The 13,608-nt window shown below is 41.4% G+C and carries 10 protein-coding genes; 5 read left to right on the top strand and 5 right to left on the bottom strand.

Features of this window, described 5'->3' with window-relative positions; genetic code table 11:
* Window positions 1-95: 95 nt before the first annotated feature.
* Window positions 96-1,568: a glycolate oxidase subunit GlcD gene (gene glcD, locus V7K73_RS15760; protein ID WP_334881508.1), complete on the bottom strand. Its 1,473-nt coding sequence runs from the start codon at window positions 1,566-1,568 to the stop codon at window positions 96-98.
* A 175-nt stretch (window positions 1,569-1,743) separates the two neighbouring features.
* Here glcD and V7K73_RS15755 point away from each other — a divergent pair, with 175 nt between their 5' ends.
* On the top strand, window positions 1,744-2,004 hold the full coding sequence (locus V7K73_RS15755; protein ID WP_334881506.1) for a DUF2281 domain-containing protein: 261 nt from the start codon (window positions 1,744-1,746) through the stop codon (window positions 2,002-2,004).
* Window positions 2,005-2,284: 280 nt separating this feature from the next.
* Complete coding sequence (locus V7K73_RS15750; RefSeq protein ID WP_334881504.1) at window positions 2,285-2,992, top strand: Uma2 family endonuclease; 708 nt, start codon at window positions 2,285-2,287, stop codon at window positions 2,990-2,992.
* Window positions 2,993-3,054: 62 nt separating this feature from the next.
* On the opposite strand, the gene miaA is transcribed toward V7K73_RS15750, so the two are convergent.
* Complete coding sequence (miaA, locus tag V7K73_RS15745) at window positions 3,055-3,960, bottom strand: tRNA (adenosine(37)-N6)-dimethylallyltransferase MiaA (protein ID WP_334881503.1); 906 nt, start codon at window positions 3,958-3,960, stop codon at window positions 3,055-3,057.
* A 230-nt stretch (window positions 3,961-4,190) separates the two neighbouring features.
* On the opposite strand from miaA, the gene gyrB reads away from it, so the two are divergent.
* Both gyrB and rpoD read left to right on the top strand, forming a co-directional pair.
* On the top strand, window positions 4,191-6,128 hold the full coding sequence (gyrB, locus tag V7K73_RS15740) for a DNA topoisomerase (ATP-hydrolyzing) subunit B (protein WP_334881501.1): 1,938 nt from the start codon (window positions 4,191-4,193) through the stop codon (window positions 6,126-6,128).
* Window positions 6,129-7,867: 1,739 nt separating this feature from the next.
* A complete protein-coding gene (rpoD, locus tag V7K73_RS15735; protein ID WP_094353188.1) occupies window positions 7,868-9,037 on the top strand; it encodes an RNA polymerase sigma factor RpoD in 1,170 nt (389 codons plus the stop codon).
* A gap of 126 nt (window positions 9,038-9,163) precedes the next feature.
* Here the strand turns inward: rpoD and V7K73_RS15730 are convergent, their stop codons facing one another.
* Both V7K73_RS15730 and gyrA read right to left on the bottom strand, forming a co-directional pair.
* Complete coding sequence (locus V7K73_RS15730; RefSeq protein ID WP_100898540.1) at window positions 9,164-9,349, bottom strand: chlorophyll a/b-binding protein; 186 nt, start codon at window positions 9,347-9,349, stop codon at window positions 9,164-9,166.
* 513 nt (window positions 9,350-9,862) lie between these two features.
* Window positions 9,863-12,403, bottom strand: coding sequence for a DNA gyrase subunit A (gene gyrA, locus V7K73_RS15725; RefSeq protein WP_334881498.1), 2,541 nt, complete (start codon window positions 12,401-12,403; stop codon window positions 9,863-9,865).
* Between the two features lie 324 nt (window positions 12,404-12,727).
* Here gyrA and V7K73_RS15720 point away from each other — a divergent pair, with 324 nt between their 5' ends.
* A complete protein-coding gene (locus tag V7K73_RS15720) occupies window positions 12,728-13,132 on the top strand; it encodes a response regulator (RefSeq protein WP_334881496.1) in 405 nt (134 codons plus the stop codon).
* A gap of 221 nt (window positions 13,133-13,353) precedes the next feature.
* Here V7K73_RS15720 and V7K73_RS15715 read toward each other — a convergent pair.
* On the bottom strand, window positions 13,354-13,608 hold a 255-nt coding region (locus tag V7K73_RS15715; RefSeq protein WP_334881494.1), incomplete at its 5' end, for a hypothetical protein.

Raw genomic sequence — 13,608 nt, 5'->3', positions numbered from 1 at the left:
ACTCCAAACTCCAAACTCCAAACTCCAAACTCCAAACTCCAAACTCCAAACTCCAAACTCCAAACTCCAAACTCCAAACTCCAAACTCCTAACTCTTAAAATCTTTCCACACCTTCAAATTGCTTGATAGCTGATGCATTAGCTGCTTCACCACAGGTTCGTGGTGTGGGAAATATCTTTTCAGGATTTGCTAAACCTTTAGGATTAAAAACTTGCCGTACCCATTGCATAGTTTCTAAATCAACTTGACTAAACATCTGTGGCATATAGCATTTTTTCTCTGCACCAATGCCATGTTCACCAGAAATACTGCCACCAACTTGGACACAAAGTTTGAGAATTTTTCCACCCATTTCTTCTACTTGCTCCAATGCTCCAGACACAGAATTATCATAAAGAATTAGCGGATGAAGATTGCCATCGCCAGCATGAAATACATTAGCAACTCGATAACCGTATTGTTCACTTAATGTCTTAATTTCGTGCAGAACATAAGGCAACTGAGTTCGAGGAATTACACCATCTTGTACATAATAATCTGGGCTTAAATGTCCAGCCGCAGCAAAAGCCGCTTTACGTCCTTTCCATAATTTCAATCTAGTTTCTGGGTCAGTAGCAGAAGTTACATTTCGTGCGCCATTCTTTTTACAAATTTCAATAACTCGCTGTTTATTTCCTGCAACTTCTACTTCTAAACCGTCAATTTCTATTAGCAAAATAGCAGTAGCATCGCGGGGATAACAATTAGTTGCTACAACATCTTCAACTGCATTAATACTGAAGTTATCCATCATTTCCATACCACCAGGAATAATTCCGGCGCTGATGATGTCAGAAACAGTTGCTCCAGCAGCTTCAATGCTAGTAAAATCTGCTAACAGCACACAAATTGATTCTGCACTTTTGAGAATTCGCAAAGTAATTTCTGTGGCAATTCCTAATGTGCCTTCAGAACCAACAAAAACACCTGTTAAATCATAACCAGGCATTTCTGGAATTTGTCCGCCTAAATCGATAATTTCTCCTTCCGGCGTGACAATTTTTAATCCTAAAACGTGGTTAGTAGTAACTCCATATTTGAGACAATGTACGCCACCAGAATTTTCGGCAATATTGCCCCCAATAGAGCAGATAATTTGGCTGGACGGATCAGGAGCGTAGTAAAAACCAGCACCACTTACAGCTTGTGTTACCCAACTATTAATCACGCCTGGTTGGACAACTGTGCGTTGATTTTCTAAATCAATGCTGAGGATTTGCCGCATTAACGAAGTGACAATTAAAACAGAGTCTATCACTGGTAAAGCGCCGCCAGATAGACCAGTGCCAGAACCGCGTGCGATAAAGGGGATAGAATATTGGTTGCATATCTTGACAATTTGGGCAACTTGTTCTGTAGTTCTCGGTAAGACCACCACAGCCGGACGTTGGCGATAACCAGTTAAACCATCGCATTCATAGGTAATGAGTTCTTCGCGGCGTTGCACCACACCAGTTTTGCCCAGGACAGCCTCGAATGCTTTGAGAATGGGTTTCCAGTTGCGTTGTTTTTTCTCTTGGGTAAGCATAGTTTTTTAAAGTTTAAGGTAGATGTTGCAGGCTGGTTAGTATAGCTCTAATTACTATTGTTGCAAGAATAGCAGTCAAAAGTGAGTAAATGCGATCGCATAATTTGAGTACGGAAGGTGCGATGTCTCTTAACGAGTGCGTTGAATAATGGTAAAATCCTATATTTAGTTAATTATGGGGTTAAAGTCACATAAAGTCACACATTTAACAGCAGAGGGTGAAATAACTTACCAAGTTTTAGATTCCACCTCAAAATTAATTGCAAAGCTGCAAACCCTAGCACCCGAACAGCAGCAACAGGTGTTATATCTTGTTGAATTTTTAGCACAAGAATATGCTCAAACTCAACAACCACCTCAGAAATGGGTACTAAGTTTAAACCAAGGTAAGATTTGGATAAGTGATGATTTTAATGAACCTTTACCTTTTGACTAGGGAACAGCATAGGTTCGTGTCAAACCCAATAAAACATCCATTTCGTCTAAGAACACCAAGTTGTCTAGTTTATTTATCCCTCCAATATCCTTTTACTTCAGTTCCATCCTTACGACGATAACCTTCTACATATATTTTGCCGCTAGAGTTACTTAATGAATTACTACCCGAAAAATTTGTATTATTTTGCTGTTGATTTACTTGTCTAATTCCATATCTTTCAACTAACCTAAAAAATAAATTAACCTAGAAATAACGCTCTCAAATACTGGATAAAATCATGGTTCAAGAAGTTCTAATCAATAATGATGATTACTATGTGCCAGATGCCAACCAGCTAGTCACTGAAAATGATACACCTGTGGACAATTTTGCTTCTGAGAAACAACAACGCCTTTTAGTTAGCTCTCTTTACAGTTCTTTACAAAACCAGACTTTTTTAGCAGTAGCGAATGTCGGTATATACCATACAGACGGTCAACCTGCAATTGTACCCGACGTTTTTCTCAGCTTAGATGTCCAAGTACCTGAAAAATGGTGGGAAAAACAAAATCGTTGTTATATGGTTTGGCGTTTTGGCAAACCTCCAGAAGTCGTCCTTGAAATTGTCTCTAATAAAGAAGGTGATGAACTGGGCAAAAAGCTGCAAATTTATGAACATATGCGGGGTAGCTACTATATCATATATGACCCCAATCAGCAATTAGGAGAAAAAGTACTCCGCATTTATGAACTCAGAGGAAGGCGTTATTTTGAAACTTCAGAAAATTGGTTAGAACAAGTTGGTTTAGGCATAACTTTGTGGGAAGGTAAATTTGAAGATAGACAGGATACTTGGTTACGCTGGTGTTACCAAGATGGTACTGTTTTGCTGACTGGAGATGAACGTGCCGAACAAGAACGACAACGTGCCGAACAAGCAGAACAACGCACTCAATTACTAGCAGAAAGGTTGCGGGCTATGGGCGTAGATCCCGACACTCTCTAGGACACTCGCTGCAAAGACGCAAAAAAATCTTTGCGTCTTTGCATGAATGAGCAAAAAAAAATTCACGAACTTGTGCAACTTATAAACTCATTTATGCGATGCCAAACCTTCTCTAATAAATCAGAATCATCGGCATCAAACCATTCAATTTGCGGATATGCTCGAAACCAAGTACGTTGTCGCTTGGCAAATTGTCGAGTATGCAAAATTGTTAATTCTTTCGCTTCATCTAAAGAAATATCCCCAGCCAAATATTGCTTGATTTCTTGATAGCCCAAAGTATTCAACAAAAACAAGTCAGCGCCATATTTTTGACAAAGATACTCCACTTCAGCGACCAAACCATTTGCTATCATTTGGTCAGTACGCTGTTGAATACGAGCAAGCAACTTTTCGACATCCCAATCTAAACCAATTTGCAAAATCGGATAATTTGGCGGATTCTCCCCTTGCTGTTCTGAAATTGGATATCCAGTAACATAATATACTTCTAATGCTCTTAAAGTTCGCACTGAATCATTGCCATGAATTTTTTGTGCTGCAACGGGGTCAACTTGTTGTAACATTGCATAGAGTTGAGTTTGACCAAGAGATTCAAGCTGCGATCGCAATTCTATCTGTGGTGCAACTCTCGGAATTTTCATCCCTTGGACAATGGAACGGATATATAAACCAGTGCCACCAACTAGAAACAGTGGTGTAACACCAACAGAAGCAATTAAGGCTTGTGTTTGCTCCTGATAGTCTGCTACTGTCATCATGTCGGTTGGATCGCAGATATCTATTAAATAGTGCGGCACCAATTTTTGTTCAGCTATAGTTGGTTTTGCCGTCCCAATATCAAACTCACGGTAAACTTGACGAGAATCAGCACTGAGAATTACAGAACCCAACCGCATCGCCAAACCCAAAGCTAAACCCGACTTACCCGTTGCCGTCGCCCCACAAATCACAATTAATTTAGTCATTTGTCATTAGTCATTTGTTATGAGGTATGGGGCATTAGTTATTCTTTCTTCCCTCACTCCCTCACTCCCTCACTCCGTCTGCCCCTCTTCGACGGTAGTGCAACCCCAGTATAAACTTCTCTAGAAAATGCCCTACAGACGCCAGCAAGGCTTTTGTGTTACAATTTTGGAGTGTTTTTACTTTTATTTGCCTTTAGGCGATTTTAACCCCACGCATCAGGAGAGTTTACATGACGAGCAGTTACAGTGCCGATCAGATTCAAGTTCTGGAAGGTCTGGAAGCCGTCCGCAAAAGACCAGGAATGTACATCGGTACCACTGGGCCGCGAGGACTCCACCATTTAGTTTACGAGGTGGTGGACAATTCAATCGATGAGGCTTTGGCGGGTCATTGCACTCATATAGAGGTGGATATCAACGCTGATGGTTCAGTAACTGTAACAGATGATGGTCGCGGTATTCCCGTCGATACTCACTCGCGCACCGGAAAATCGGCTTTGGAAACCGTGATGACGGTATTGCACGCTGGTGGTAAGTTTGGCGGCGGTGGCTACAAAGTTTCTGGAGGATTGCACGGGGTTGGTATTTCTGTTGTTAATGCCCTGTCTGAGGTTGTAGAAGTTACAGTTTGGCGAGATAAAAAGGTTCATCTCCAACGCTATGAACGCGGTATCCCAGTTAGTGAACTGCAAACCAAGCCTTACAAAGAAGCTAGAACCGGAACTTCTGTTACTTTTAAGCCAGATACCCAAATCTTCACTGTTAGCATTGAGTTTGATTACATCACTTTATCAGGTCGCCTACGCGAATTGGCGTATCTGAATGCAGGTGTCAAAATTACCTTTACTGACAACCGTCTAGAACTACTAAAAAGCGATACACCTAAAGTAGAAACCTACAATTACAAGGGTGGTATTAAAGAATATATCGCTTACATGAACCGTGAAAAGCAACCACTGCATGAAGAAATTATCTATGTGCAGGGGGAACGCAATAACGTACAAGTGGAAGTTTCGTTGCAATGGTGTACTGATGCTTATACGGATAATGTGCTAGGTTTTGCTAACAATATTCGCACCGTGGATGGTGGTACGCACTTAGAAGGGTTGAAGGCGGTTCTGACTCGGACATTAAATGCGATCGCTCGCAAACGCAATAAAATTAAAGAGAATGAACCTAACCTCAGTGGCGAACACGTCCGCGAAGGTTTGACTGCGGTAATTTCCGTTAAAGTCCCCGATCCCGAATTTGAAGGACAAACTAAAACCAAACTCGGTAACACTGAAGTTCGAGGGATCGTTGATTCTTTGGTAGGAGAAGTCCTCACCGAGTACCTAGAATTTCACCCGGCGATCGCAGACTCAATTTTAGACAAAGCTATTCAAGCTTTCAAAGCCGCAGAAGCAGCCCGTCATGCACGAGAATTAGTCCGGCGCAAATCCGTACTAGAATCTTCGCCATTACCTGGTAAATTAGCAGATTGTAGTTCTCGTGACCCCAGCGAATCAGAAATCTTCATCGTGGAAGGGGACTCAGCCGGTGGGAGTGCAAAACAAGGACGCGATCGCCGCACTCAAGCTATCTTGCCTCTCCGTGGTAAAATTCTCAACATTGAAAAAACCGACGACGCCAAAATCTATAAAAATAACGAAGTTCAATCGTTAATTACAGCCCTCGGTTTAGGTGTCAAAGGTGATGAATTCGATTCCACCCAACTGCGTTATCACCGGATAGTCATCATGACTGACGCTGACGTAGATGGAGCGCACATTCGGACTTTGTTGTTAACATTCTTCTATCGATATCAACGAGCGCTGATCGAACAAGGCTTTATTTATATTGCTTGTCCCCCACTGTTTAAAGTAGAACGGGGACGTAATCATGAGTACTGCTATAGCGAGCGCGAAAAAGATCAAGCGATCGCCAAATTCCCTGCTAACGCCAACTATACCATCCAACGCTTCAAAGGTTTGGGTGAAATGATGCCACAACAACTCTGGGACACCACAATGAACCCAGAAACCCGCAAAATGAAGCAAGTCGAAATTGAGGACGCTGCCGAAGCCGATCGCATCTTCACAATTTTAATGGGCGATCGCGTCGCCCCCAGACGAGAATTCATCGAAACCTATGGTTCTAAACTCAACTTCACCGATTTAGATATTTAATATCAATTTTCTGACACGACTCGAATAATTTGTGACATTGGTAATGAGTGATACATTTTCACCCATTACCTTTTTCATAAGGAAGTGAAGTTTCTTCTCTTATAGCGAAAGTCATCTCTTGATGACTGAATAATCTGTAAAATTTTTAGTCTACTTGAGTAGACTTTGGCTATGAGCCGCTAAAATTCATTTCTGGGCGGGCGTGGAAGCCAACAGATAAGCAATTTCTAGCTTACTTAAGTTGACTCCAATGCTTTTAAACCTACCTTTAGTGAAAACTAGACGCTAACAATCAATAAAAAAATTAGGTTGCTTTACCACGTAAGCGGTAAGTCTGTACGACATAATTAGAAAAACTCTAAATTTTCAGTTAATTCTTCACCATATAATTTGCTTATTGTCAATAATTTACAAAAATTCAATCTTCTAGTGTTAGCTAAACTACCAACTTTATGGAAGTTTAGTTAAGATAATACTCTTTGTACTGACTGGCTGATTTATTTTGTCCACCAGTTAGAAACACATTTGTTATGCTTTAAGAAAATAACTGAATTTCATCTATCAAACACCAATTAATAAGTATTTTGAGGATTTCTCATAATAAGATGACAGAATTTTACCGTAATAAAAGTATTTAAGTTTACAAAATACTTACGTAGCTCAAGTTTGTAAGCAAATCATTAGGCAATCTTCAGGATTCTCTTTGTTCGAGGTAATGCCTACTGGAAGCGGACACCATCTGCCAGTAAACTTGTTAATATCTTCATGTACGCCTTAGCGATCGCGATTGTATCGGATGTATCTAATAAACTTTTGCCTAAAATAAAACTATATTGGCAAGTTCGCAAGACAAATTGTTTTTGAATTGATTAAAATATCCTTGTATACAATAAGAAAAGTTTGTCAAGGTTCATAGGGCTGAAATCGCCACAGTGCGCTAACGTGTGAATAAGACCAAATTAGTTAAACCTAAATCGATCTGCTATCAGGTCGATCTGCCAGAGCCTCAACTCCTCAGTTAAGGTAATTAGTACGCAGAAGGTTAACTGCTTTAAGGCAAACACCATCACCCTTGTTGTATTTACCCAAGGTTAAGAACCGCTTTAGTCTAAGGAATGCGTAATTTGTGAAGGAAATGTAAAAATGGCTAGATTAAGACAAATCGTCTGAGTTAACATAAAATTCACTCTTCCTAAGTAATAAATGTTGTGTAAATTACATGAGTTCGGCAAAAGCAAACGTACTTACTTTGTTAAGAGGGTCACTGCAATTGGGAAAGGTAGAGAAAAATTTCAGGGTATAACTCCCGTTTTTAATGTCTTTTTGGTAATAGTGGCTAATAATTGCTTTAGAAGTTCATGATTAATACACAAAAAGAGTGCAATTTCTGTGAAACAGGCTACAATCGGAAGAGTCTTTCTAGGAAAATCTGCCAACAGTCTGAACTCATTAGTATAGAGTGGCAAATTTTTTGATAAAGGCGAGTCTTTTTTTTGACCAGTTAGTTGAAAGCAGTGTGTGATAGCAACACACATAACATTTACTAAGATGAGCAAGTCACTTTTAGTAATCGCTTAAACTAATTTTAAAACCTCCGACCGGAGGTGTAAAAAGTCCGAAAATATCTCTGGCAAATCTGCCAAAAAGCTTATTTTCGGTTGATGAATAAATAGCTCGTTTAAAAGAGCAGTAAACACATCTTGAGTAATTGATTCTGCAAGGAGCATGAGGAACGCGGCATGAACCAGGCTAACAACGTACTCGAAAGCATATATCAGCCTGACCTAGAAATAATGAATCAGCCTGAGCTCGAGTTAGAAGAACTCTTAATAGACGATGAAGAGGACTTGCTGATCATCGATGAAGGTGACGAGGAATTTTTAGAGCCTCAGTCTGATGAGGACGACGCAAAGTCTGGAAAAGCCGCTAAATCGCGTCGTCGGACACAAAGCAAGAAGAAGCACTATACCGAAGATTCAATTCGGCTTTACTTGCAAGAAATTGGTAGAATTCGGCTGTTGCGGGCAGACGAAGAAATTGAATTGGCGCGGAAAATAGCCGATTTGCTGGAATTAGAGAGGGTGCGCGAAAGACTGTGTGAACAGTTAGATCGCGATCCTAGAGATAGTGAATGGGCAGAAGCAGTACAACTACCTTTACCAGCTTTTCGTTATCGGCTGCATGTTGGTCGCAGGGCAAAAGACAAGATGGTGCAATCTAACCTCCGTCTTGTAGTTTCAATTGCCAAGAAATACATGAATCGTGGTTTGTCGTTCCAAGACTTAATTCAGGAAGGCAGTCTCGGTTTAATTCGCGCTGCTGAAAAGTTTGACCACGAAAAAGGTTATAAGTTCTCCACTTATGCTACATGGTGGATTCGTCAAGCAATTACCAGGGCGATCGCAGATCAATCCCGCACAATTCGGCTTCCAGTTCACCTTTACGAAACCATCTCACGCATTAAGAAAACTACCAAGTTACTGTCTCAAGAAATGGGTCGCAAACCCACCGAAGAAGAAATCGCTACTCGGATGGAAATGACCATTGAGAAGTTGCGGTTTATTGCTAAATCTGCCCAGTTACCCATTTCATTAGAAACACCCATTGGTAAAGAAGAAGATTCTCGGTTGGGTGATTTTATTGAATCCGATGGTGAAACGCCAGAAGACCAAGTTTCCAAAAATCTTTTGCGCGAAGACCTCGAAAAAGTCCTCGATAGTCTAAGTCCTCGTGAACGCGATGTTCTCAGACTACGTTACGGCTTGGATGATGGTCGGATGAAGACTCTTGAGGAAATCGGACAGATTTTCAACGTCACCCGCGAACGCATTCGTCAAATTGAGGCGAAAGCACTCCGCAAGTTACGCCACCCAAATCGTAACAGCGTTCTCAAAGAGTATATTCGGTAGTCAATTAGTCATTAGTCATTACTAAATAAACAAATGACAAATGACAATTGACAAAACAATAAAAAACCTGGTAGTGAATTAGCACTCCAGGTTTTTTTATTTATAGGTCATCTTAAATATTAAAACTTATAGGATGCCCCAAAAATGTAGAAAGCCTTGACCAGAAAAAAGCTCAACCAAAACGGCTGCTGAAAAACCAATCATTGCCAAGCGACCGTTCCAAATTTCTGCTTGTGGGGTAAAGCCCCAACGCCAAGCGTTACGATCTTCAATTACAGGGGTAGTTACTTTTGTTGTAGTTGCATTTGTCATGGTTCCGACTCCAAGCTTAATTTTTAAGGTTTATTGCCTTATGTAAACTAATATAACAAATATTTTAATAAAGGCAACATGTTTTATACTTTTGTTTCCATAGCTTGACATAAATATGAATAGCTATTTATACATATTAAAACATCTGCCTTCAGTGAGATTTGCTGAGGTAAAAGAAATGTTATGTAAATTTTTATCGTCAGGACAATTCTAGATTTATTGATATTATTGTCAAATAATTAGTTGTATTGCTTGATTTTTCATAGAGTTTGTTGTTTTATAATTAAAATTTATTAATAATTAATAGCGATATTTGGAGCTAAAAATACTTAAAAATGTAAAACTTTTGTTTCATTGGGTGGAATGGTATTTAATTAAGCAAAAGTTGCTGCCCAGATCCCCGATTTCTTCAATAAGTCGGGGATCTAAATTCAGTTAAGTAAGCGCCATTTGGCAAGTAGGTATAATATTATGCCAACTTGATTACTTATTACCGGAGAACCTCACCTTGATTTACGATCGCACTTCAACAACGGTGATAATTTTTTCATCGCGGTTGAGTTGGAGGATGCTTTCACCTTTGACATCCTTACCTAAAATAGGCACTGTTTCCACAGGTATCCGCACTACCCGCTCCTTATTCGTCACTAAAGCTACCTCGACAGATGCGTTGGCGTAGCCCGCCGTTCGCGTAGCGTCTCGTACAGAAGGCATCGCTATAACCATACCAGCTAAGTTGTCAGTTTTGCTGGCGAATTTCAGCGCTTGCGTGCCTAAATCACCGCGATTAGCTGCTCTTAACTGACTCGCAGGCATCCGCTTGGCATATCCTTCTTGGGTAACTAGCAGCAGATGGTCATCTTTACCGACGGTGACACAGCCAACCATTTGCTGATTTTTCAATAACCGAAATGCTTGTAAACCCATCGCTGTGCGTCCCATAACCGGTAATTGTTCGTCATTGACTGCAAAGCGCAACAGTCGCCCACCGGAACTAGCTAAAATCAGATGCTCCCCTGGTTTGGTGAACTGGGTAAATGACAACTCATCATCGTCTTTGAGCTTCAAAATTGTAATTCCGCGCCGAGTCAAGTTAGTAAATTCTTCCAGAGACAGCCGCTTAATTCGTCCCTGCTTTGTTAAAAGAATCATCTGCTTAGTTTCGAGATTTTCCGGCAATAAAAAGCGGCTGACTACAGCTTCTTGAGCACCTTGAGCAGTATTACTGAGCATGGTAATCAAAGGTTTGCCTCGTGGAGAACGGCCAGTGGTTGGGGGAATTTCTCCCACCTTCACCGGATAGACTTTGCCGCTAGCGCTTAGTACTAGCAAATCTTTTTCTGTGTCAGTTAAAACAGTTTGGATAATGAAGTCATTATCATGCAGACCATTTTCAGCTTTTGACTTTTTCCCAGATGGCTGGGTGCGGCGCACATAACCCCGTTGGGTAAATTCTAAAACGGCTTCTTCTGCTGGTTCAGAAGATTTAAGTTCCTCTTCTTCCTCTACTCGTCCTCTTGTCCCCTTGTCCTCTTGTATCCTTGTGTCACTGCTGGTAGGCGCTAGCTTAGTTCGCCTCTTATCGTTGTACTTGCGCTTGAGCGATCGCAAATCTTTTTTCAGCGCCTTGAGTAATTCTCGGCGAGCGTTCAGTAATAGCTCCAACAATCTAATTTGTTCACTTATCTGCTCAAATTCCTGCTGCAAATTTTGCTGTTCTAAACTGGTGAGGCGACGCAACGGCATAGCCAAAATTGCATCTCCTTGTACCTCACTCAAATCTAGTCGGCTACAAAGGTTTATTTTTGCCGTACTGCCATCGGGAGCTTGCCGTAAAATTTGAATTACCTGATCCAAATTAGATAGTGCTTTGAGTAAACCTTCCAGCAAATGCACACGACTTTGGGCCTTCTCCAACTCGTAATTGTAGCGACGGTTGAGCGTCTCTTCTCGGAAACTCAAAAACTCCTGCAACAGTTGGCGCAAACTTAACTGGCGAGGTTGTCCATTCACTATTGCTAGGAGAATTGCCCCAAAAGTCATTTGCAAAGCAGTTTGGTGATACAAATGCTGGAGAACTTCTTGGGGATTGGTATCGCGTTTGAGTTCAATTACCACCCGCATCCCTTCGCGATCGCTTTCATCCCGAAGATCAGAAATTCCTTGCAAGCGTCCTTGATTTACTAAGTCCGCTACCTTCTCAATCCAGGCAGCTTTATTCACTTGATAAGGCAATTCTGTAATGATAATTGCCGTCCGTCGCTTGTTTCCCCTAGCGGCTGGAATTTCCTCCAGAGTCGCAACTCCCCGCAGCAGAATTCCACCTTTACCTGTGGTGTATGCTTCCCGAATTCCCGCCTCACCAATTATTTCCCCACCAGTGGGAAAGTCTGGCCCTGGAATTAACTCAAATAATTTTTCATCTGGCAAATCTGGATTGTCGATTAAAGCAATTAACCCATCGACAACTTCCCCCAAGTTGTGCGGTGGAACATTCGTCGCCATTCCCACTGCAATACCAGAACAGCCATTGAGCAACAGAAACGGCAACTGAGCAGGTAACACCGTCGGTTCTTGCTGGGAATTATCGAAGTTCCCGACAAATTCCACAGTTTCTTCGCCAATTTCTGTCAGCATTCCCTCATGGCTGATGGGTGCGAGGCGCGTTTCTGTGTAACGCATCGCTGCTGGCGGGTCATTATCGACGCTGCCAAAGTTACCGTGTCCTGCCAACAAGGGATAACGGCTAGAAAAATCCTGTACCAGCCTGACTAAAGCATCGTAAACTGATTGGTCGCCGTGGGGATGGTATTTACCCAACACATCACCCACTACACGGGCGCATTTTCGATAGGGTCTATCTGGTACTAAACCGAGTTCGTGCATGGCATATAGAATGCGGCGATGCACTGGTTTTAAGCCATCACGCACGTCTGGTAGCGCTCGCCCGACAATCACGCTCATGGCATATTCTAGATAAGACCGTTGCATCTCGGTATGCAGGGCTGTTGTAATTACCTGTCCCGTTGAGAGAAGGTTTAACTGTTTTGCCATGAGTTTTTTCCCTGAAATTTAACTACACTAAAGCCGTCGGAACTCAATATTGCAGCAACCACAGCATAACGGATGAAATGGGATTCCTAACAAAATATTGATAGTCATACAAGAAAAAGCAGCTTATCATCCTTGATGACAGGATGTACATTGACTATTAAAAAGGAATCTTATAGCAGATAGCTGTTTTAATTGAATGATAATTTGCTGCACACTTAATTTGTATAGACTCCATCGCCAGGATACTTGCCATGACTGCATTTTCTCATTTTAAATTTTGAATTGCCTAATCGCCTTACCTCTACCTCTATAACTAAAAATCTCATGAAAACTGTTTTAATTGTCGAAGACGATCTAATTAATGCTCGTGTTTTTTCCAAAATTTTGTCCAAGCGTGGCGGCTTGGGTGTGAAACACACTGAAAATGTTGAAGAAGTAATAAAAATTGCCCAATCAGGAGAAGCCGACCTGATTTTGATGGATGTTTCTCTGTCTAGAAGCGTTTACCAAGGTAAATCTGTTGATGGAATCAAAATTACACAAATGTTAAAATCCGATCCAAAAACAGCAAACTTACCCGTTATTTTGGTGACGGCACATGCTATGGAAGGCGATCGCGAAAACTTTCTCAAGCAAAGCGGCGCTGATGGCTACATTTCTAAGCCAGTTGTTGACCATCAACAGTTTGTTGACCAAATCATCGCACTTCTACCCACAGACTACGACTGAGAATTGACGACTATTTTCAGGAATACTCGCCCGCAAACATTTTTGGGCGACTAGTTCCTGTATTTAGTCAGCTTAGTATAGATGTACTACGAAAAGGTACTGTTAGGCAAGTGGGGAGTTAAAAGTTAGGAGTTAGTAGGCAAGTGGGGAGTTAAAAGTTAAGAGTTAGGAGTTAGGAGTTAGGAGTTATGAGTGGGGAGTTAAAAGTTAGGAGTGAGGAGTTAAATCAGTAGCGATCGCGGTTTCAGTCGGGGATTTGACACTTCGGCAGAGCTATGTGACCACCCCGACTGAAACACACCACTTGTTAGTTGTGGGGGACTCTGACTCCCAACGGACAAATTAACTGATAACTGATAACTGTTGAAATATTTAACTCCCAACTCCCAACTCCCAACTCCCAACTCCCAACTCCCAACTCCCAACTCCCAACTCCCAACTCCCAACTCCCAACTCCCAACTCCCAACTCCCAACT

The sequence above is a fragment of the Nostoc sp. genome (assembly GCF_036916975.1).
Lineage (GTDB): Bacteria > Cyanobacteriota > Cyanobacteriia > Cyanobacteriales > Nostocaceae > Nostoc.
This window is presented reverse-complemented; position numbering and strand designations above follow the sequence as displayed.